The organism is Bdellovibrionales bacterium (genome assembly GCA_016716765.1).
Lineage (GTDB): Bacteria > Bdellovibrionota > Bdellovibrionia > Bdellovibrionales > UBA1609 > JADJVA01.
This window is the reverse complement of sequence record JADJVA010000020.1, coordinates 26,149-46,971: the sequence shown is the minus strand read 5'-3', so window position 1 is coordinate 46,971 and position 20,823 is coordinate 26,149. Positions and strand designations below refer to the sequence as shown.

The following is a 20,823-nucleotide window of genomic DNA, read 5'->3' as shown; positions in this document are numbered from 1 at the left end:
GTTGTCATTTATCTTGGAGCGTCTGAGGAATCCTGTCGATAACAATCTGTTGGTCAATGACTTTTGTGCGGCCCTCCGTCAAGGGCGTCAACCGTCTCGGGCAAAACGCCACGCAATATCTCTACAAGGGCGTTGAGAGCGTCGGTGTTTGTAAATATACCAACAATTCGGCCTGATTCGTCTTGGACGATGGCTGATCCGATTTTCCGATCAGACATTTCGTAAACCACCTGGTCGAGGGGTGTCTCCGGCGAGACCGTGAAAGGATCTGTGACCATCACCTGTTCTGCCGTGACCAATGAAAGTTCCTTCACCGAACTTAGCACCCGGAGGTCGCGCTCGCTGATTATTCCGAGTGGGATGTCATTTTCAACGACGGGAACATGGCGGATTCCATTTTTATGGAGAACGCCTGCAACCTCTAGGGCAGGTGTTTTTGGTCCCACGGTGATCGGGCTCGGACTGGTGAATTCATCTACTGGAACTTTGAGGACGTTGCGATTTTCCATATGTCCTTTTCCTTCTGTTTGCTCACCGATTCTGTGGCTATGCGATACATTTTGGGAGGCCTAGCATAGCCATTTCACTAGGTTGTGACAAGCAGGGATTTTAACACATAAATTGAGATCCTTTCTCAGAGGAGGGGCCAGGTTTTTGGCACTTTTGGCTAGATTTTAGGATTGGCCTCAAGAAATATCATTTAATTTCCGTTTGAATAGAGACATGGCTCAATCCAAAATTGTATTTTTTTTATGTGTTTTTAGTTTCTTTGTGGGCGCCTGTTCTCCAGGATATGAGCCTCATAACAATCAGGGAATGGCAACCGGTGCCGTGGACTCATTGTCCGTGAATGAGCCTCCTTCTTCATCCCCTGACCCTCAGACACCTGGTGGACCAGGAGATTCGACGGGTGAATTAAATATTTGTTCTAAGTTGAATTTTCAAGGTGCAGAATGGCCTCAAGCCCTCAGTCGTCGTGATCGCACAGCCGTTGGCCTTGGTCTTAACATCACGGGTAGCTTTGAGGGTGTTGTTGGCTGGAAAAATATCAGCAATAACTTTGATGGAATGGGTATGAGCTTGGGTCTTTTTCAACAAAACTTCGGTCAAGGGACTCTCCAGCCACTCTTGATCAACATGCGACAGGAGAGCCTTTCGGTTCTAGAGAGGGTTTTTAAATCTCAGCATCTCGCCTCTCTTTTGAAGATGGTGAAAGCTTGGGAGGCCAGTACCTCAGTGTTTTCGTCACCAAGTTTGTGGGAGAGAGAGCTTTCTCCTTTGGATCAGGATGTCGACATCAAGGGTGATCAGGGACCTTCACTGTACTTTATGTTTGCCTCAATCTCGCCTCGAAATAAAGAGAGTGTCGATTGGGCCTTAAGCAATATCTATGCAAACCCAAATCAACTTAACGAAGAATGGAAACTTTCTTTTCAGACTATGGCTGAGAGCCCAGAGTATGTGACACAGCAGATTGGAGCGGCCCTTCATCTTCATGATCGCGCGCAATCCTATATGTCGGAGTTCGCGTTTTATGAGTTGCGAAGCTACCTCTTCTTTCTTGATATCGTTGTCCAAAATGGTGGGATTCCCCCTCAAGATCGAGATGAATTTAAGGATTGGGAAAAATCGCATGCTTCAGCGAAGGAAGAGCAAAGGCTACTGAAGCTCTTGGAGATTCGACTCAGGCGGGTTCGCAGTCAGTATCGTGAAGACGTTCGAAGCAGAAAAACAGCGATTATCAAGGGTTCAGGTATTGTTCATAAGAAGAAAAGAGATCTACCCAAAGAGTATTGTTATAGGAATTTGGAAATGTACTAGCGCGAGCTCTCAACTGTTCTGGCTCATTCCGGACAAGTGTGGAGACCGTCCGTATGGGGCCTAGGTGCAGATGAAGGGTCAAATCTCATGTGGGCATTGATGTCCGCATTTTTTACGTGGATTGGTTTCTACATTCCGATGCAATTCAGTAAGGTAGCGTGGGAAAACCGCCCCTGGAAAGTCTTCTTTATAAATACTGTGCATGATTTTATTCTTCTTCTTATTTTTAGTACGATACTCGCCTATTGGCGATAGCTTTGTGTTTTCTAGGATCACGGCCTTAATTCTTTCATTGTCGAATGACGCAGACGAGATTGAAGCCGCTGGGCATCATCCCGCATAGTACTGATATGATGCTGATGATGGACTTATTCAATTCATTAAAGTTTAACTCGACAGAAGTGAGTCAAGTCATTTGGGTGACCCGGGTTTTGAATTGGATCATTCGTCCACTAACGCAAGATGAGAAGACGTTAAAGGTAGAAACGATCTATTCGACTCGAATCAAATACTTAGTGGCGCAACTAGATCGCGACCCAAGGATCAAAAAGCAAGTTACAGACACCTTCGAGTTCGTATTTCTTCGACTTCTGACCCCTAACCATATTGCATATACGGGTCTATCTTCTGCAACCAGTTTTCAGCAAGAATTATTTGAGCGCCTCGAAGAAAAGGTTCTGCCTGCGAAACCTCTCTCTGCAAGTTTTGAAAGTCTTTTACTTGAGTCTTTTCCACAAGGAGATGAAAGCATCCTGATTGATCAAGTGAGTCGCGATATACTTTTAGAATTGATCCAAACGCTTGGTTTTTCGCAGCCGTTTGTGTCTGCTCTTTTTAAGAACGCACTCTCCGCAGGTCACCGAGTCAGCTTAGATCTCATTCAGATTGCGGAATTGTTGCGACAGGATATGAATTTAAGTCAATCAGATCTTTTCTCGACGATCGAATTCAAAATTGAATCCACACTGCGAGCTGAAGTTACGGCATGCAGAATGAGTGTGCTCACCGTCGCAAGCGTTCCTGAACTGCTTTGGCAATTACAGGCAGCTGAAAGTGACCTTGTTGAGATGGTGGAAGGTCATCATCAGCATGGAATTAAAATTGGAATTGTGTATGGCTTGCAAAGCTACAGAAAGCGGGCGGAGAGGTTGCGTTTGATTTTAAAAATGCTTCACGCAGGAAGCTCCCGATATGATGGAATTCGAAATTTTTTGTCTCAAAACGTTTTAGATGTTCATCAACAAAAAAGTCTACTCTTTTTTTTGGCTGAAAACTTTTCATTACTAACCAAGCGTATTGTGCAAGCCAATTCTGCCGTGGGCGAGCACTACGTCACCCATACTTGGAAGGATTTTACCCGGATGTTTCTTTCGTCGTTGGGCGGAGGAGCAATTACGGCCCTTACGGTGATGATCAAACACGGAACTGGCCAGATTGGTGCGACTGGATTCATCAAAGGTTTATTTGATAGTTTAAATTATTCAACCAGCTTTTTGCTGATTCAGAATTTGGGATTTACGCTTGCAACCAAACAGCCATCCGCTACGGCCCTCCACTTGGCACAAGCATTGAAGAAGTCTTTGTCAGAATCTCGGCGAACGATTGTGGCGCTATTGAGAACTCAGTTTATCGCAGTGATGGGTAATTTTATTGCTGTGACTCCGATTTGTTTTGTGGTCGGATGGATTGCATTCCAGATTGGCATGCCACTATATACAAGTGATGAAGTAAACAATGTCATAGAATCGAGCAATTATTTGGGCTTTGCCCCGTTTTTTGCAGCGATCACAGGAGTTTTGCTTTTTTTATCAAGTTTGATTGCGGGTTGGTTTGAAAATTTTAGTTTAAGTAAGGAACTTCCAACTCGAATCCAAGAAAGTCCTGTTCTTTTGAGGTGGTTTGGGGGGCAGCGAACAAAACGATTTGCATCGCTGATCGAGCACAATGCCAGTGCGGTTGCGGGGAATTTATCGCTGGGAATTCTTTTGGGATTGGTGCCCCAGTTTGTAAAATTCCTAGGTATTCCTATTGAAGTCCGACATATTACCTTGGCATCTGGTAGCTATTTTTCTGCTTTGTTTCAGGCTCTGCAGTTGGACGTATCCCTCAGTCTTCTGCTGAATTCATTTTTAGGATTATTTGTGATTGGGTTTTTGAATATTTCGATCAGTTTTATTTTAGCTTTTACGCTGGCATCCATCGCAACACAGGTGAGTCTAAAATCGCTCATGCAGACACTTCTTTGGGGATTGCAGTTGGTATTAACAAAACCTTGGCTGTTGTTGATTCCTGAAAATGGAAAACCAAATTTGGAAAATTGATGACTAATCGCGATGGCGTGAGCCACAGAGAATATTGTGGCATTTCGACATGTCCCTGTTAACATGAAGTTCTAATTGTGAGGTTGCTATGTTTGGTTCTGGCCAAGGAAGTCCAAGAGAACGTGCAGCAGAATTTTTGAAAGTGGCTGATCAGTTTAAATTGGGAGACTTGGCCACTGAGGCCAGTCACCCGAAGACAAAGGGATTGGCTCAGTGGGCTCAAAGTGACTTATCGCGGGCAGTGGAGGCGCTCCACGAGGTAGATGTGGATGCGCTCAACAAGATGCGTGGCTATCTTCCTGAAATTATCGGTTTGCATCAGGCTGTAAAGGAAACTCTTCGACTGGGTCGGAGAATCTATCTTTGTGGGTGCGGTGCCACGGGCCGATTGTCATTGAGTTTGGAGTCTTTGTGGCGGCGACAACACAAAGGGGAGAAAACCACCTCACAGGATCAGGTTCGAGCGTTCATGGCTGGAGGGGACACGGCTTTGGTCCATGCACTTGAGGGTTTTGAAGACTATCCGGCCTACGGCGAACGCCAGCTCATGGAGTTAGGTTTTCAAGCTGGGGATCTTTTGATCAGTTGCACAGAAGGGGGAGAGACTCCTTTTGTTATTGGTGCAACAATGGCTGCCGCAAACACCAAAGCTGTGGCTCCCTACTTTCTTTACTGTAATCCAGATCATTTGCTGAGAGAAAAGGTGCAGCGGTCAAGATTGGTATTGGACCATGAGGGAATAAGAAAGGTGAATCTTTCTGTGGGGCCCATGGCGCTAGCTGGAAGCACTCGCATGCAGGCCTCGACGGTTCTGATGCTTGCGGTTGGACTCGCTCTATTCTCCGCCAGTGAAGACCAAGTGAGGGGATGGCTTGAGGAATTTGCGAGTCATATAGAAGGGCAGAATTACAAAGGGATAATACCCTTTGTTGAAAAAGAGGCAGAGATATATAGGCATCGAGAAAGTGTCCTTTACCACTCGGATGATTACGCGATAACCGTTTTTACCGATACGGCCGAAAGGGCCCCGACTTTTAGCCTTCCCCCGTTTGAAAACCAAAGATTTAAATCAAGAGGGCACTCCCTTTGTTATGTGGTCCTTGATTCTACTGGGACGGCCCAAGAATCCTGGCAAAAGCTGCTTTCTCGGCCCGCTCATTCTTTGAATTGGGGCAAAGACTTTCCCAAGTCCGACGAGGAATATCTTTGGGGTTTTGATTTTAGTCGCGAAGCATCTGCCTTTCGACGTCGCGAAATCCCAGGACGAATGATTTTTATGTGAAGTCTCATGAAAAGGCTTTGAATTGGGAGTTCGAAGAGCTTCGAACTGCATTTCAGATTTTTTCTCCGAAAGGACGGTCGCCAGAATTGTTTCATCATTTGCAGCTCAAGCTCCTTTTGAACGCCCATTCCACCTTGGTGATGGGTCGACTTGATCGTTTTCGCCAAAATTTTATGACTTGGGTCACTCCAACAAATGGGAAACTGGTCGATCGAGCGGCGAGGTATGTGACTTGGCTGTTGGAAGAAGATGGAATCAAGCAGTTCACTTACGAGCAGGTTGTTCAGGAGTTGTTTGAACAGAAGGAAATCTTAGCTTCGGGAGAGTCTGTTGTGCTGAAGACCTATGCTTCACTTAAAATGCAAATGGGGGGAGGTTCCACTGTCTCAATCCAAAAAGAAAATTGCTAGCGAGCGTATTCGACTGCTTGCGATTCGCGGACGACAGTCACTCGAATTTGTCCCGGATAAGAACACTCCTCTTCAATTTTCTGTGCAATTTTTTTACTCAGATCAAGGGCTGTGAAGTCATCTACGCGGCCACTGTCTACCACGACCCTCACTTCGCGACCGGCACTGAGAATATAAGTGTTCGTAACGCCCGGAAAGCTGTTGCCTATATTTTGTAAGTCAGCCATTTTTTGGTTGTAAGAGTCAACGGTTGATCTTCGTGCACCTGGTCTGGCTCCGCTGACGGCATCAGCTGCAATAACTAAGTAGGCCAAATCAGTTTGAGGTTGCTCATCAAAATGGTGGGCCCTGACGGCATGGACGATCTCTTGGCTTTCGCCATTTTTCTGAATGAAATCGGCACCAATGACTGCATGACCTCCTTCCATGCTATGATCCATAGACTTGCCTATGTCATGGAGAAGTCCGGCTCGACGACCAAGAGACTGGTTGTTTCCAATTTCAGAACTGAGAAGACCACAAAGCCAGCCTACTTCTGCGCAATGAAAATGTTGATTCTGGGAAAAAGAATAACGATATCGCAGAGCCCCCAACATATTGATTATCTCGGGATGAAAATCCTTCATTCCCAGCTCTTTGGCAATCTTGTTGCCATCTTGCCGAATCGCCTTAAATAAATCCCTCTTTGTTTTTGCAACAATCTCTTCAATGCGCTTTTCATTAACGGATCTTTCGTGGATGAGCTTTTCCATAGTGGCACGGGCCAGTTCTCTTCTGACTGGATCAAAGCCCAGGCAGGAGGCCGAGTTAAATTCTTCATTGATGGAGATATCAACTCCGCAGATTTTTTTCGAGAGCGTTTAAATTTACGCGATTTTCTCCTACGACCTTTTGTCTGGAATCTGCATTTGGAAAGTAGACAAGCCCTATCCCTTGTTCCTCACAGTAGGGTCGCGCAAAGCGGCTGAGCGCCACATTGAGAAAATACCTAGCGGATTTCTCTGCTTCAGTTTTCGCTTCGCTCTCGATCAGGTCGGCCATTTGAGCTGCACGACGCTGTTCGTTTTGAATGAGGCTTGTGCGAAGCTCCTCAGTGAGAGTCTCAGGGCTGACTGAAGAGTGTTCAGAGAGCAGCTTTCGATAGTTCTGAAAAATCCGATCTCGTTCAGTTTTGAGTTGGTCAAACTTTTGCTGGTATTGCGCAACAAGAACTTTTTGATTGCCAAAGCCACTGGACTTTCGTTGAAACACTTCCTCTCGCAGATTCAGACTCTTCTGTAGCCGGCTCTCCCGCTCTCGCACCTGAGAGTCCAGTTTGTTATTGAGATCCTCGACTTTGCGAATTTCCTTTTCAAATTTGTCCTGGGCTTGGTGAGCGAACTCTTCGCAGCGACCTTGAGTTTCGCGCTGAATTTCTTGACTTATAGACTCTGCCTCGGAGAGAATTTCATTCGCTTCAATTTGAGCCTCTTGTATCTCACGTCGAATCACCCATCGGCGAATCAGCCAGGTTGTACCAAGGCCTGCAAAAAACGAGCAGAGGAATAAGCCAATTATCAGTTCCATGTTTTTCCAATTTAGGCAAAAGCCCTTTGTATCATGTTTTTCTGGGTGCTCCCATACTTTTATCTGACAGAGACCTCCGCTCTGCCGCAATGCGAAGAGAGAGCTCGCGAGGAGGGAATTTGCGACGAATTGTATCATGATGGGAGAATTCCAGAAATTCTCTTGAGAATGCAGATACAAAGGCCGAAAGGAAACAGTGGGTTATGGACATTGACATGAGGTGGCTGTGGATAGGATGAGGGATCTAAAGCGAGGAGATCTGCTTTTTAAAGAGGGGGAGCCCATAACTCATGTTCACGTTGTCCAGTCTGGGAAGCTCATCTTGTTCGTAGAACGATCGGGGCGAAAAATTGAGATTCTTGAAGCCAAGGTCTCGCAAGTTCTCGGGGAATCTGCACTTTTTGGAATGAATGCAAAGCATATTGTATCTGCCGAAGCAGCCAGCCCGAGCAAAATCATGGAAGTTCCAATTGAGGTATTTAAGGCGCAGATAGAGAACTCTCAACCGGGATTGAAGCTTCTCATTAAGAGTCTGGTTGAAGAATCAAAAAATAGCCGACAATTGATTCGATCTTTAAAAATGGAAAAGGACAGTAGTCCCTGTCCTCAATTTTCTATTCCTACACTATTTTGTCTATTGGGATTGGTGGCGCGCCATTCCGGACATGTGGATCCCAATAATTCAGAAAAGATAAAGCTAGATTGGACAGTGCTTAAAATTTTTACGACCAGAATGTTTAAGGAATCCCTCATTAGAATGCAATCTGTGATCGAGATCTTGAAAAAACTCGGAAAGGCCGAAATACATTTAGAAAAGAATGAAGATGAGATTGATGAGATTGTAGCTATCACCTTAACGGACGTATCCTTGATAGAGGAATTCGCTGAGTTCTATCAATACAATCTTTACAAGCCTGGAAAAAGTGAAATTATTTACGTGGATGCTATGGCTTTAAAGGTTGCAACAGCTCTTGTTGAGGTGGGAAAAGACGAAAACGTGGATTTTCGTGGGGCCGTGAAGATCAATTATGAAATCATTCTAAAGCAAGTGAAGGATCAGTTTAAATTTGATTTAAAGACTCTGCATCTTGATTCTCTGGAAAAGAAAGGTTTGTTTGTTAAGCGACAGCCAAACGACAAAGGGCAAGTCTTCCTTAGCTATGACAAGGTGGAATTTAATAATATGCTCCGATATTGGCAGATCATTAGCGAAATAGATAAATGGAATCAAAAGGGATTTGTGGATCTTAAAGAGCAAGCTGAGAAAGTTTCTGAAGTTTCGGGCGATGAATCCCATTGTCCCTCCTGTGACGGACCTGTCAGCAATCAACAAAAATTTTGCCCAGGATGTGGCTTTAAATTGATGGCAGCCTAAATTTTACTTATCACAAGAAAAAATCAGGACCATCGATGATAGGCAGGATGATTTGATTTTACCGCGATGAAGGTTCCTCGACAGGTCGCGCAGATTTCACCATCAGTTCTCAACTCTGCTTCAACGACGACCTTTCTTTCTGTCGACTCAATGACTCGTGCGACAAGATGCACAGGTTGGTTCGATGGGGTGGGACGCTTTAGCTGAACAGAGTATTCTGCTGTGACCGTGCAGGGGGGGGATTCCAATCCATTTTTCTCCATCAGGTGCCAGGCAGCCGTCCAATTGCAATGACAATCGAGCAGAGATCCAATGATTCCACCGTTGAGTATTCCGGGAAAAGCCTCGTGGTGAGTGTCTGGAATCCAGTCGCAAATGACTTCATTGTTGCGCACAAAGCTCTTGATACGTAAACCTTTTTGATTTTGAGGGCCACAGCCAAAGCAAATACTATTCCTCGCATACCTGTCCTGGAGAGAATTCTCTTTCATGGTTTGAACCCCTTTTTTTTGATACTTGGGATATTAGCCCTCTTTGGCCTTTTTGGCTGCATAATTGTCACGAATCCAGGTGCGGCAAAATTTCAGAAATGCATCGTTGATACCATAATAGGAAAAAGAACAGGTAAACATTCCTTTCTGAGAGGGGTGAGGCTCACTGTGGTAAAAACGGGCGGCCAGAGCTGATTGGGGGGCTTTTTTGAAGATTCCCTCATGGAGAAAAAGTACGGATCCAGCCTCAATTTTCGAGGGATGGGTGATGCTTGAACCAAATTCTGAAATCCCATCCAGCCTAACTTCTTTTGTCAGGTGCGCCTCAAAATTCGTTTCGGCAAAATTTTGGTTTTCAAAATTGTATTTCGTGAAGGGGCTCCGGCACAGAATTGATGTTTGGAAAAGAAGAGATTTTATATCTATGGGTTTAAAAAGAAGAGCGGCAATTTTTGCGTTGCGATATTTTTTTTGAATACTCGCCATTCTTGTTGTTGTGTCGCTGATGATAAGAATATTCATGGGGCGGTTGGCAGAGCAAATTCCGACACCGGATGCCAGTGCCTGAATCCCTTCGATCCAACTGTCTACGTTTTCAGGAACGAGGTCGCTGTTGACAATGAGAAGATCCAAACTCTTGAGCAGATGATTCTTTGTTTTGACCCAATCGAGATTCTGCAAGTGACTCACTGTCACCAGAACTTGTCCTTTGGGGTGAGGCAGAGGTGAGAAACTAACCTCTGCCCACTTTCCTTTTCCATCACTGGCTGTGAGGGCAAATTTTCTGGTTAGCTTCCTTTCTGAGGCCGCAAGAACCTTGAGTGTTTCATCTAAAAGATTTTCATTGTCTTTCCCTTGAAATAGACTTAACCAGCCGTGATTTGAATTAAAAATTTCGTTTGCAGAATGGCCGAGAAGTGCGGATTGATCTTTTGCTTTCGTCCTGACTTCGACGAGGTTACGGCTTTCGGCCGAAATCACCCAGGTGACCTCGCTTGCGTAGAGGTCCATAGGTTTCAACAATTGGATATCCCCCCCCTCGTTTGGGGCTTCCTTTTCTGATTGCAGAGAGGGATCTCGAAGATAATCTTTGAGAAAGAGGTAATAAGAGTTTTCTGTTGCCACCTTGACTTGCTGGAGACCGTCCGTGATTATGCTGGCGATATTGTCGCCAGAAGAGGCATTTGGGTCGAGGACGACAATCTGTTTGATGCTTTTCTCTTCTTCGGTGAGGAAAAGATTTTGCGAATCGAATTCAAATTTTGAATTGTCCTCATTTTGAAGGGGCTTGAACCGAGGAATCTGGTTCATAAATCTTTTGATTTCTTTCAGAGTTTCTAGGTCAAGCGCGAAAAAATAGAAATAAATTAAATATTGGTTTGGCTTTTCGGGATGCGGAATGGACTTGTGGCAGCGACCTAAGACGGTTGTAAAATTGCTTGTTTGGGATAGCCGGAATTTTATTCTTACTCCGATTCCCGCTGTTAGCGAAACGGGGTTGCAAATCGCACATCCGACGTCAGAGAGTTTTTCCATTCGAACGAGTTTTGCGATTTCGATATCCATCGGTTCTTCTTGAACAAAGAGAAAGGAGGGGCGCACTTTCGCTGGAAGTCCAAATAGAATTTCCATTTTTTGCATAAAAATCAAACGATCCAAAGGGAGAAAGATGAGATCGTCCAAATATGAATGGATCAATTTCATGGAATCTGTTCCATCGTCTTCATACTTAATCGCGACAAAGCGAGTGCGAAAATCAGAGGGAAAAAAGCCACCAGCATGCAAGAGGTTGTGAGCTGATTCCAGCCATTTCATGACAGAATTTGGGACCATCGCGACCTTGAATACGACCATATCAATGGTGCTCAACAGTTGGAGTTCCTCTGGTACTTCAGATTTCTCTGGCGCGGAAGCAATTTCTTTTTGAGAAACCAAAAGGGGAGAAAATACCTCTGGCTGGTGTCGTAAAACGAGCTGGAGGGAGCCGTCGGCCATTTTTTTTCCCGAAACTTTGAGGACCCAGCAGAAACCATCTTTGATTGCAAAAGGAAGGGCCGTACTGATGACCTTGTCCTCCTTAAAGTGATTAAGAAAGTCATCCCATAGTGAATGAAAGAGATTGGGAATTAATTCCTTTATCGTTTCACGTGCCAGGAGATGATTAACCTCCCGGGAAAAAACCTGAAGTCCGTTTTGGGTTTCAGCATCGATCTCTTGTATCTTGCCATTTGCATTGGTTAGGAATCTCGCGGCACTTCCTGAGAAGGGTGATTCAGCTTCATAATTTTGTGTGAGCAGCCAAGCAATTTGATCCTTTGTAAATGAATGAAAAAGGGGATGTTGGCTCAATCCCTCGCTGGCATTTTGGAGGGGCTTTCTCAGATAGATACGTTGGAATTCATCGAGGCTTGTGAAAATGCGAAGACGATGGGCATTGTCCAGTTCGGCAAAGTATCGACGAATCTGAGCAGTGATTTTGGCGTCGTTCTCAATAACAATGATATTAGCCATTCTAGCCTTTGGCTTTTAGTGTAATCTGTTTTTTGCGGCCTGTGCTCTGTTATGTGAATGGGAGGAGAGGAACCGGTCTTAGGCTGGGGTCGGGGTTGGGGTTGGACTTTTTCGGTGGTCAGGATGTGGAGCGGAATTTGGGGACCTGATGCCAAAAAACCTTCAAACATGCGTCCGGCAGCGCCGCTCGCTTTGTGAGCGGCGCACCAAGCCGAACTCGGTTTTTTGGCATCAGGTCCCCAAATTCCGCTCCAAAATCATGCCCCACTCTCCTCCTGGGATTTTCTGAATGGATCTGGTTCAATTGCCCATGAGTTAGTTCGGGGTGCGCGTGTCTTGGAACAACAAGCAAGTAGGCCAGTTTGTAAAAGCCAGGCACGAATTTGGCATACCGGTTCTTCCGACTGCTCTCATGTTGAAGTGGAGACCTTGCTTGTGTCTAACCCCTTGACGGCGAGCGCAATTTTTGCAGAAAGGCTTGTTTCATGATTTCTAATTCTCTCATTTTGCGGCGATTTTCTTTGTTTTTAGTGGTCGTGGGAATCTTGATTTCGACAAGCGAATCCAAGGCTGCTTCAGGGGCATTGTGTACGGGCCTTTTGAGAAGGCAAATTGAGTCGGCTACAAGCTCAATAGCCGGACTTGTCAAAAAAATAGAGATGAGTGAGACCAGGGAGGAGAGAATGGGGCTGTTCTTTGAAGTTGCGCCCCACATAGAGAATTATTTCAAGCAGATGGAATCTCTGAAATCTCTCGAGTCAAACAAGGCGGCTCCCACTGAAATACCCGGGGCGGAATCGGCTATCTACGATTTGGTATGGGATATTTATGAAAAGGGAGACAAAAATGCGGGGGCGGTTAAGGTTCTAAAGCTTCTCTCTGGTATTCATTCTCCGTCAATCGTCACAAATACCAAAGTTTATGCTACGGCGGCTTTGCTGAACGCAAGACAAGGCGATGAAGAAGTGGCCCAGGAGCTGTGGGTACTCGTCAATGGCTTGAAGCCTAATCCAGAGCTTGATCGGTTATTTGGGGCAGACAATTTTTCGGATCAGGAGATTGGTATCAACCAAAACTTAATTGCAGCAGGTGAGGCGGCTCTGTCGCTGGCGGCGCGTAACGGAAATCAGCGGGCGGCCAGACTCTTGAATTCTCGTGTGGAATTTAGCAGCATCCCTTTTGTTGGAACCAACAGACTCTAGCGATGTGTCTCATTTAAGCATCCTAATTTTCAAACCACCAGGTAAAGGATTCAAAGCTGTTTGAACTCCAGGATCTGAGACGATAGACAATCCTCACGTCATAATTTTTTCTTCACTGCAAGGGAGGGGCTGCAATGCAAAGCACAGACCGCTGTCATCTTTGGTTTGGAATGGGTGTCTTTTTTTATTTGGGATTGGCCGTATTTGGTCTAAGTGCAATGTGCCAAAAAGCGGAGGCCCAGATATTTTTGGTTAAATCAAATTCAACTCTGACGCCCGACGGGGGAGAGCGTGGACTGAATACCGAGCGATTGATGGTGCTAGACAGTTCTCAAGGAAGAATTGGAACTTTGGATGATTTGGGACAGATTCCAGAGGGAGTGACTGTTCGTGCGAGCTCGGTGTCTTTCCGGACCGAAGGAATTCTTCAGTCGATCAAGACGGGGGTCATGACATTCGATTTCGATGAAAAAACCTTAGAATTAGAATTTCAATACGAGACAGTAAGCGGAGCGCTGAAGCGTTTGGTGGTGGCAAAGGCGCCGAGGTTTCAGAGAGCGGCAATTTCGGTTAGGGGAAGTAGGGAAGAAGTTGTCGTTTATGAACTTGAGTTTTTGGATGGAGTTAAAATTGAATCCCTGCCTTTGTTAGAAGGAACGAGATTTAGCAAGGGGGAGGAAGCGCGAGAAGCGGATTCAAATGGGGCAGGTGTTTTGGTTTCTTTGTCGATTGATCAGCTCTCAGAGCACATTGCCTTGGCGCGGGCAAATTTGGAGGAGCGTGAAAAGAAAACTCGGGAATTGCATCGCGTGTTGGACGAGCTCTTGACGAAGGACTTAAGGCGTCTAAGCGAAGCTGAGAATAAACGCCTGGATCGTCAGTTTCCTGCATTGGCGACCGTATTTGAAGTATTTGTAAATGGGCTGAGAGAGGAAATTGAAAATGTGGAGGGGGGACCTACTGGAAGGAGTGAGACAGTAGGGGGAGCTGGTGTTCAGCTTCGGAAAGAGCAAATGGATCCTGAAGTTATAGAGAGGCTTCGAAAGGCTTATTATGAATTTGCAGCCGTGGCCCCAGTTTATAACGCCATCGATAGCCCAAGATATCATTCAGAAGGAAATATAAAAATGGAAGATTGGGTGGATGCCCCTGTTCTTTCTGTGAAAGGACGATTGATTGATCTCATAGATCTCTATTATCTGTTGCTATCAGAAGCAACAAAGGCGAATTCTTCGGCTGCGAAACTTGACGGCAGTTCAAAAGCACAAGTGGCTATGGAAAATGCCTTTCGTGTTCTTTTGGAAATTTATGTGACGCTTGGAAAATCCAATGATTTGCACCTTAATAAAGGCTTTCATATAATTCAGTCAGTTGGGTTTTCTGTGGCGTCGGTAGCTTTGGGAGGACTTGCCACTCAGCTCGCTCCGGAAGGTATGGATATGCCAATTAGAATCGGAGCATCAGTGGGCTTTCTCCTTGGACTTGCTGATTTAACGGGTGTTTTCGTTTCGATGGCAAAAGATGATCGTATTTTCGGAAGACCCGGAGGTCCAAAGCCCTATTTTTGGTCGAATCCTTGGCTCAAGAAGTGGGCCTCTCGCAAAGGGGCTAACAGTCTCTTGGAGAATTTCGTGCGCAATATGGCGGCCTTTGTGTCCCGCGATGGTTCGGTACTTGAACTCGAAGACCCTTCGTTCTCACCTCGGGCCTTTGATATGAAGAGGAGTGTCATGCGCGGATTTTTGTCTCATCTCGCAGAGGCGCAGCAGGGGGAGAGCGGAAGAGAGACTTCTGGCAATCAATTAAGGGTAGCCAATGTAATGTCCCTTTGCAGAAAAGTTATCAGTCAAGGGAACTAGCGCTTAGGTAGAACGCTCTAGATTGGGGTCAGCTCATCCAATTTTGGTCGGGCTGGCTCTGCCACTTGGTCGTGATCTTACGGAGATTGGTCCAGAAGTCCAGGCCGCTCATGCCAGTGATATCGCCGTGGCCGTATTTGCTCGCTCCGACCCCTCCAAAGGAGAAGGGCTCGCGCGGAACAGGCACTCCAACATTGATCCCAATCATTCCGGCTTTGGTTTCATGAGCGACGCGGTTAGCGAGAGGACCGTTTTGGGTGAAGACACTCGCGGCGTTTCCGTACTTGCTCGAATTTTCGATGGCGATGGCTTCACTGAGATTTGTTGCGTGGACAATTGCTAAAACTGGTCCGAAGATTTCCTCACAAGCAGCTTGAGAATGGCGAGGCGCATGATCGATGATCGTAGGGCCTAACCAAAATCCTTTTTCAAAACCCTTGGGTGGCGTGTTTTTACGGCCATCGAGTAAAAGTCTTCCTCCCAATTTTTCTGCTTCTGAAATAGCTGCTAGCAGACGGTCGAGAGAAGCTTGGTTAATAATGGCTCCCATGTCTTTCCCTAGTATTTTTTGACTCACATGGTTTGCGATCTTTTTTATCAAGTCGTCGCAGTCACCGATAGCAATAAGAACACTGGCCGCCATGCAGCGTTGTCCCGCACAGCCTGTGAAGGAATCGCCAATTCCTTCGGCTGCTAATTGAGGATTTGCATCCGGCAGCAGAAAAATATGATTTTTTGCACCTCCGAGGGCGAGGACACGTTTGCCCAGTTGAGTTCCTCTTCGATAGATTGACTCGGCAACGGGGGAGGACCCAACAAACGCGAGAGCTTTGACTTCGGGGTGGTCAATGATATTTTCGACGGTGGACGAGCCGCCCTGAAGAACAGAAAAAACTCCCGCGGGAAGCCCTGCTTCTCGCAAACCATCTGCGAGCCACTTTGATGTAAGAGGAGTTTTCTCTGATGGTTTCCAAATAAAGCAATTCCCAGCGACGAGAGCCAAGGGGATCATCCACATCGGGACCATGGCGGGGAAATTGAAAGGGGTCACTCCTGCGACAACTCCGAGGGGTTCCCTGCGAAAAGCGCAACTCACTCCACGAGAGACTTCCATTTGTCCTCCGGTATCCAGGTTCTGTATCGCCGAGGCAAACTCTAAAACTTCGATGCCCTTTAGAATCCCTGCTTTGGCTTCAGCGGGAGTTTTGCCGGACTCTGCGGCAACAATACAGGTCATTGAATCCAAATTATTTAATAAAATCTGACGCCATTGGAGAAGCAGCCCGCATCTCTCCTTAAGTGTTGTTTGACTCCAATGAAAAAAAGCTTTTGAACTCGTTTGGATCGCTTGGTCGATTTCAGAAGGAGTGCATTCGTTGAAAGACCCAAGAATTTGTGAATTGTAAGGACTCAAGACATTCCGCTTTTTTCCGGAAGTTTGAATCCATTCACCTCCGATGAAGTTGCCAAGCTCAATTTGTTGAGTTGGGAATTGGAGTGGGGACATTGTGGCCTCCTTGCTTGCATCCAATCTTCTGAGATTCTATTATTCCCATGAGAAGTGAGTCTGGCAACCCAGTATCACAAGTAGTCAATGAATGAGTGAGGCGATGGCGTGAAGCAAGTTGTGGGAATTGATCTGGGCGGGACCAAAGTGGCAGCGGGTGTTGTTTCTGAAGATGGGCATATTCATCGTGTTTTGCGCGAAGCGGTGATACTCAATCGGGGGCCTTCGGGCTTGATTGAACAATTAGCGCGAATCATCAGGGAACTGAAAAGGTCGTTTCCGAATATTCAAGGCGTTGGGCTGGCTTCAGCAGGTCCTTTGGATCCTGCGACCGGTCGTTTATTGGATCCGACGAATCTTCACGGGAAAAATGAGCGTTGGGGAGAGGTTCCGCTAAGCTCTCTTTTAGCCAGAGAAGTTGTGCTTCCTGTGAGGCTTGAAAATGATGCGGCTGCAGCTGCCTTGGCAGAGGGGTGGAAAGGCGCAGGAGTGGGCGTCTGTAATTTTGTTGTTATGACCTTGGGGACAGGGCTTGGTGTTGGAGTTATTGCTAACGGTAATCTGCTGCGCTCGGGTCGAGGTCTCCATCCTGAGGTTGGGCATGTGTACTTGCGCGCTGGAGATATTTCAGCGCCTTGCGGTTGTGGCAATTACGGTTGTGCGGAGGCCTTTCTTTCGGGGGTTAATTTCACGCGCAGAGTGGCATCTCAGTGGCTAGAGCCAGATTTGACCGGCGAGCAACTTGTCCGTCGCGCTCGTGCCGGTGATCAAAGATGCGAGGAGGCTCTGGCGGAATATGCCAACTATTTTTCTCAAATGATAACAACTTTGTCGTCCTCTTTTCGCCCGAGAAGATATTGATTTCTGGCGGGTTTAGCGAAGCGACCGATCTGTTTTTGCCAATGGCTCTTGATAAGGTGAGGACTCAATTGTCTACTCGTCGCATTGGCATCGACTTGCTTCCTGAAATAGGATTGGCAAAATTGGGGCTGGAGACAGGCCTGCTGGGGGGAGCCTATGTGGCCCTTTTTCATGAGAGCATTTCAGGATGCTAATTAAACTCAAAACCGGCTCTGACTTCTATGTTTGAAAAAAATAGAACCTGATGGCCTTTGATTGTGGGAGTAGTGTCTCCCTGATTGACTAGATATCGATCTTTGTGAATAAAAGAATAGTCATGCCATTGCCCGTACCAATAAAATCCTAACTTCCAATTCTTAGGGAGAGCACGAATCAAGCCGACAGAACCGTCAAATCCAAAATTGGGAAGTATCTGAAAAACGCTTCCCATAAACAAAGGCGATTGGTAGCGCATCAGCCATTCGAATGCCCATTTCTGGTTTATATCCACATTGTTTTGAAATCCAATTGTAAACATCGACAGAGAATTGGTGGCAATTTCGGCAGCCGCTTCGGTGGTACCGGTCCTGGAAATAAATGGCACAATGTGATGCTGAAAACCAGCTCTCACTCCCCAACGCGAGGGGCGTTTATAGACAGTCGTCCTCCAGTTGTGTGGGTAATAAGTGCCCTCTATCGCAAAAATGGTCCAATTGTAATTTCCGGATGAAATTTCAATGTTGCTCGAAGAGTCAACGCCCCCGGGAGACATTTTAGCTTCAAAACTAGTGTCTAATTGCTCGTTAACCTTCCACCAGCCCCTCGCAAAAAAAGAGGGCCCTTTAAAAGTTTGGAATTCAATATTCGATTGGATGTCCGAACTCTCTTGCGCGTAGCGAAGAAAATTAAATCCAGTGCCAAACCAGAGGGCGTAATGTTTGGAGTAAAGGGGGCTTTCCTTTAGCTCACCTAAATCGGAGACCTTTACTTCCTGTTTGGTGACAGCAAGATTGAGTTGAAAAGATTGGCTCACCTCTGATTTAGGTTTGGTGATTTTCAGGGTGATTTGGATATTTTCTGGTGGAAGATCAAAATTAAAGACAAAGAGGCCTTCTGCGTTGGCTAGAGCCATTCGCTTTCCGACAAGAACGTCCTCTAAATTCAAATAATTAAGTTTTTGGTTGGCAGTAAAATAGGGAAGCTTCTTGTTCGCAACGATGATCGAGGCCCCAGGTATCGTCTTTCCAGAAACCATAACGCGGGTCCGGTTCTCATTGTTTGTATAGCCAAGTTCAGGGCGAAAGAACTCAATGGGAATAGGCTCCGCGATGGCTGCCGGAGGCTGAGGCGAGATCTCTGGAGAAGAAGCGTCCAAAGGAGTGTCAGGCAATTCACTGCTTTTCGGTGTTTCATTTTTGTCAAGATCGCCAGGACTTGTCTCAGTGTTTAAAGGGTTCTTATCTGTCCCACTTGCTGTGGTTTCCTGTTCGAGGACAGGGGGCTCTTCAGCTCGAGCCGGAGAGAAATTATTCACTAAGAAAAAGCAAGACAATAGGCCGAAAGCCAATGCGATGGAGGATGTATGGATGAAATGAAACCTTGGAGCTCTGCACACTAAGAAAGTCTGGCCGTAATGAGGGTCTCAGTCAAAAAAAATCAGCCGACTCGACTATAATGCAACATAAAATAGGTGACATCGTCATTTAAGAGCGCATCCTGGCGATGTTCAAGCATTCCGAGGTGGAGACTCTTCATCGCCGCATCGAGGGAGCTGTCATCGCTGTTGAGAGTTTTAAGTATAGTGCGAATAAACTTTCGCTCACCCCAAAGTTCGCCCGCAGGATTTCTAAGCTCGGTGACCCCATCTGTATAAAAGACAAGTTTGTCGCCTGGATTCAACTTTTCTTGGGCAACGCTATACACTGAATCTGGTGACTCACCCAAACGTCTGCCTGGTGCGTTCATCAAAGGAATTATGTCGCTCTTTTGTAGCTTTTCACCCGCCTTTGATCGTATCAAAAATGGGGGATCGTGGGAAGCATTGGAATATTGAAGTGTACCTGTGGATTCGTCGAAAGAGGCCAGAAAAAAGGTCATATTGACCTGCCCGCCCGATGTCCCGTTGATGGCTTTGTTCAGCAAAGACATCAGATAATCGATAGATTGTTCTGGAAGTTCCTCAAATATTCGAGCCGCACTTCGAGCAGCCGAAGTAACGAGGGCCGCTGGAACTCCATGTCCCGTCGCGTCGCCAATCAAAAGGTAAGTGATTGAGCCAATCCTGGTGTAGTACCACCAGTCACCTCCACATTCACTTGCGGGTTCGTAGTAGCCTTCGATTGATATGGTGTTTGACGAAAATTTCGGATTGGGGAACAGAGTCGCTTGAACAGTTTTTGCTGTGAGAAGTTCGGATTCCATTCGTGATTTCTCAGCTGTGGTTATGAGGAGACGTTTGATTTCTTGAGTCATATGATTAAACCCTCGGGTGAGACCCCCAACCTCATCTTCTGATTCGACAGGGACTTCAATGTCAAAGTTTCCCGTAGCCACTTTGCGCGTCGCTTCAAAGAGTCTTTTTAGGGAGCCGGTGAGTTGGTGAGCGGCGACAACGCTGACGATGGAGGCAAAGCCAATAAGAAGAATAAGAAAGAGAGTTGATTTAACGGCCAGCAATCTAACAGTTGCCAAAGCGGCATTTTTTGGAACAAAGCTCACAATTTTAAGATCACCAACTCCGATCGAAATTGTCGATAGGAGCCATGAGGGGGGCGATGACGAACTATTTGTTTTCTTCCAGATGTGGACGGATGATTTTGAATTCTCAGGTTTGGAAAGATACTGCAAAGCTTCCTCCAATTCAGTATTTGAAAGTTCGGGATAGGTTGGCTGCAGGGGCTTTAATAAGACTCTGTTGTTTTGGCTTACAAGAAATGTGTCTTGCAGCTGTGGATTAGAAAAGAAATCTAAGAAGCTGCCTCTATTGAAAAGAGCAATGACAACAATTGGTTTTTCTTGTTCCGATTGCTGGTACTTCATGGACAAAAACCAATAGCCGGGGCGATTTGTAACGGCTGAAATCCCAATTTTATTTTCAAGTGCAGAAGAGATGAGATTGAGACTGGAATTGAATAGGTGCTCTTTCAATTCGGGGTCCAGACCTAATTTTGTGCTTTCTCCCTTAAGAATGTATAAAGCTGAACTTTCGTCTAAGTGATAGGTCCAGATTCCATCCAAAAAGGGATCAGAGGGTTGAATGGAAAGGGTATAGGGGTGAAATGCTGCCAGGTTGGTCTGATATCCTTTCATATAAAACTGAATTTTAGAGGAGTCAAATTCGACTTCAGATCGGAATTGCTTAGCAACTGCTTCTACGTGGGCTAGACTGGAATCGAAGACGTAGGCGAGCTTGTCCTCTTCAAAAATATTTAAGGCCAGTCGAGCATAGACAAGAAGAGATAAGGAAGTGAGCGTTACCAATAACACCAGAAGTTTGTAACGAAGAGGTATTCGCTTGATATATTTCATTATAAGACTTCTCGGCCGGATCTAAAATATATTCAACACATCAACATATGATTCATCTTTTGGACTTAAAAAGTTGAGATGGACGTTCGATATATGTATCGAACGGGAGG

The 20,823-nt window shown here is 45.9% G+C and carries 18 protein-coding genes; 10 read left to right on the top strand and 8 right to left on the bottom strand.

Features of this window, described 5'->3' with window-relative positions:
- Window positions 1–53 precede the first annotated feature (53 nt).
- Window positions 54–509 carry a CBS domain-containing protein gene (locus IPL83_09010; GenBank protein MBK9039282.1) on the bottom strand — a complete coding sequence of 152 codons (456 nt, stop codon included), beginning with the start codon at window positions 507–509 and terminating at the stop codon, window positions 54–56.
- Between the two features lie 214 nt (window positions 510–723).
- Here IPL83_09010 and IPL83_09005 point away from each other — a divergent pair, with 214 nt between their 5' ends.
- The 5 genes from IPL83_09005 to IPL83_08985 all read left to right on the top strand — a co-directional run bounded on the left by IPL83_09005 (window position 724) and on the right by IPL83_08985 (window position 5,834).
- Entirely contained in the window at window positions 724–1,821 is a 1,098-nt protein-coding gene (locus IPL83_09005) for a hypothetical protein (protein MBK9039281.1), read from the top strand.
- 87 nt (window positions 1,822–1,908) lie between these two features.
- Window positions 1,909–2,076, top strand: a complete 168-nt coding sequence (locus tag IPL83_09000; protein MBK9039280.1) for a DUF1761 domain-containing protein — start codon at window positions 1,909–1,911, stop codon at window positions 2,074–2,076.
- Between the two features lie 104 nt (window positions 2,077–2,180).
- Window positions 2,181–4,142, top strand: a complete 1,962-nt coding sequence (locus IPL83_08995) for a hypothetical protein (GenBank protein ID MBK9039279.1) — start codon at window positions 2,181–2,183, stop codon at window positions 4,140–4,142.
- Between the two features lie 88 nt (window positions 4,143–4,230).
- Window positions 4,231–5,424 (top strand): hypothetical protein, encoded by a 1,194-nt coding sequence (locus tag IPL83_08990; GenBank protein ID MBK9039278.1) that lies wholly within the window; start codon window positions 4,231–4,233, stop codon window positions 5,422–5,424.
- Window positions 5,421–5,834, top strand: a complete 414-nt coding sequence (locus tag IPL83_08985) for a hypothetical protein (protein ID MBK9039277.1) — start codon at window positions 5,421–5,423, stop codon at window positions 5,832–5,834. The genes IPL83_08990 and IPL83_08985 overlap by 4 nt, the downstream gene beginning before the upstream one ends.
- Here IPL83_08985 and IPL83_08980 read toward each other — a convergent pair.
- A complete protein-coding gene (locus IPL83_08980; GenBank protein MBK9039276.1) occupies window positions 5,831–6,586 on the bottom strand; it encodes an HDIG domain-containing protein in 756 nt (251 codons plus the stop codon). The genes IPL83_08985 and IPL83_08980 overlap by 4 nt on opposite strands.
- 79 nt (window positions 6,587–6,665) lie before the next feature.
- Window positions 6,666–7,538 carry a DUF3552 domain-containing protein gene (locus IPL83_08975; protein MBK9039275.1) on the bottom strand — a complete coding sequence of 291 codons (873 nt, stop codon included), beginning with the start codon at window positions 7,536–7,538 and terminating at the stop codon, window positions 6,666–6,668.
- A gap of 88 nt (window positions 7,539–7,626) precedes the next feature.
- On the opposite strand from IPL83_08975, the gene IPL83_08970 reads away from it, so the two are divergent.
- Window positions 7,627–8,775, top strand: coding sequence for a cyclic nucleotide-binding domain-containing protein (locus IPL83_08970; protein MBK9039274.1), 1,149 nt, complete (start codon window positions 7,627–7,629; stop codon window positions 8,773–8,775).
- A 23-nt stretch (window positions 8,776–8,798) separates the two neighbouring features.
- Here IPL83_08970 and IPL83_08965 read toward each other — a convergent pair whose 3' ends face one another.
- Together IPL83_08965 and IPL83_08960 are read right to left on the bottom strand one after the other, a co-directional pair.
- Window positions 8,799–9,266 carry a PaaI family thioesterase gene (locus IPL83_08965; protein ID MBK9039273.1) on the bottom strand — a complete coding sequence of 156 codons (468 nt, stop codon included), beginning with the start codon at window positions 9,264–9,266 and terminating at the stop codon, window positions 8,799–8,801.
- A 33-nt stretch (window positions 9,267–9,299) separates the two neighbouring features.
- Window positions 9,300–11,777 (bottom strand): hypothetical protein, encoded by a 2,478-nt coding sequence (locus tag IPL83_08960; protein ID MBK9039272.1) that lies wholly within the window; start codon window positions 11,775–11,777, stop codon window positions 9,300–9,302.
- 485 nt (window positions 11,778–12,262) lie between these two features.
- Between IPL83_08960 and IPL83_08955 the strand changes: the two genes are divergently transcribed.
- Both IPL83_08955 and IPL83_08950 read left to right on the top strand, forming a co-directional pair.
- Window positions 12,263–12,979, top strand: a complete 717-nt coding sequence (locus IPL83_08955; protein ID MBK9039271.1) for a hypothetical protein — start codon at window positions 12,263–12,265, stop codon at window positions 12,977–12,979.
- Between the two features lie 134 nt (window positions 12,980–13,113).
- Window positions 13,114–14,838: a hypothetical protein gene (locus IPL83_08950; protein MBK9039270.1), complete on the top strand. Its 1,725-nt coding sequence runs from the start codon at window positions 13,114–13,116 to the stop codon at window positions 14,836–14,838.
- Window positions 14,839–14,866: 28 nt separating this feature from the next.
- Here IPL83_08950 and IPL83_08945 read toward each other — a convergent pair whose 3' ends face one another.
- On the bottom strand, window positions 14,867–16,345 hold the full coding sequence (locus IPL83_08945) for an aldehyde dehydrogenase family protein (protein MBK9039269.1): 1,479 nt from the start codon (window positions 16,343–16,345) through the stop codon (window positions 14,867–14,869).
- A gap of 108 nt (window positions 16,346–16,453) precedes the next feature.
- Here IPL83_08945 and IPL83_08940 point away from each other — a divergent pair, with 108 nt between their 5' ends.
- Window positions 16,454–17,206 (top strand): ROK family protein, encoded by a 753-nt coding sequence (locus IPL83_08940; GenBank protein MBK9039268.1) that lies wholly within the window; start codon window positions 16,454–16,456, stop codon window positions 17,204–17,206.
- A complete protein-coding gene (locus IPL83_08935; protein MBK9039267.1) occupies window positions 17,203–17,400 on the top strand; it encodes a hypothetical protein in 198 nt (65 codons plus the stop codon). The genes IPL83_08940 and IPL83_08935 overlap by 4 nt, the downstream gene beginning before the upstream one ends.
- Here IPL83_08935 and IPL83_08930 read toward each other — a convergent pair.
- On the bottom strand, window positions 17,397–18,719 hold the full coding sequence (locus IPL83_08930; protein ID MBK9039266.1) for a hypothetical protein: 1,323 nt from the start codon (window positions 18,717–18,719) through the stop codon (window positions 17,397–17,399). The genes IPL83_08935 and IPL83_08930 overlap by 4 nt on opposite strands.
- 122 nt (window positions 18,720–18,841) lie before the next feature.
- Window positions 18,842–20,713 carry a SpoIIE family protein phosphatase gene (locus tag IPL83_08925; GenBank protein MBK9039265.1) on the bottom strand — a complete coding sequence of 624 codons (1,872 nt, stop codon included), beginning with the start codon at window positions 20,711–20,713 and terminating at the stop codon, window positions 18,842–18,844.
- Window positions 20,714–20,823: the final 110 nt, after the last annotated feature.

Bases quoted from the DNA above. Each gene is read 5' to 3' on its own strand.
- IPL83_09005 (MBK9039281.1), top strand. From the start codon at position 724: ATGGCTCAATCCAAAATTGTATTTTTTTTATGTGTTTTTAGTTTCTTT.
- IPL83_08960 (MBK9039272.1), bottom strand. From the start codon at position 11,777: ATGGCTAATATCATTGTTATTGAGAACGACGCCAAAATCACTGCTCAG.
- IPL83_09000 (MBK9039280.1), top strand. From the start codon at position 1,909: ATGTGGGCATTGATGTCCGCATTTTTTACGTGGATTGGTTTCTACATT.
- IPL83_08955 (MBK9039271.1), top strand. From the start codon at position 12,263: ATGATTTCTAATTCTCTCATTTTGCGGCGATTTTCTTTGTTTTTAGTG.
- IPL83_08975 (MBK9039275.1), bottom strand. From the start codon at position 7,538: ATGATACAATTCGTCGCAAATTCCCTCCTCGCGAGCTCTCTCTTCGCA.
- IPL83_08980 (MBK9039276.1), bottom strand. From the start codon at position 6,586: ATGGAAAAGCTCATCCACGAAAGATCCGTTAATGAAAAGCGCATTGAA.
- IPL83_08945 (MBK9039269.1), bottom strand. From the start codon at position 16,345: ATGTCCCCACTCCAATTCCCAACTCAACAAATTGAGCTTGGCAACTTC.
- IPL83_08950 (MBK9039270.1), top strand. From the start codon at position 13,114: ATGCAAAGCACAGACCGCTGTCATCTTTGGTTTGGAATGGGTGTCTTT.
- IPL83_08965 (MBK9039273.1), bottom strand. From the start codon at position 9,266: ATGAAAGAGAATTCTCTCCAGGACAGGTATGCGAGGAATAGTATTTGC.
- IPL83_09010 (MBK9039282.1), bottom strand. From the start codon at position 509: ATGGAAAATCGCAACGTCCTCAAAGTTCCAGTAGATGAATTCACCAGT.
- IPL83_08995 (MBK9039279.1), top strand. From the start codon at position 2,181: ATGATGGACTTATTCAATTCATTAAAGTTTAACTCGACAGAAGTGAGT.
- IPL83_08925 (MBK9039265.1), bottom strand. From the start codon at position 20,713: ATGAAATATATCAAGCGAATACCTCTTCGTTACAAACTTCTGGTGTTA.
- IPL83_08990 (MBK9039278.1), top strand. From the start codon at position 4,231: ATGTTTGGTTCTGGCCAAGGAAGTCCAAGAGAACGTGCAGCAGAATTT.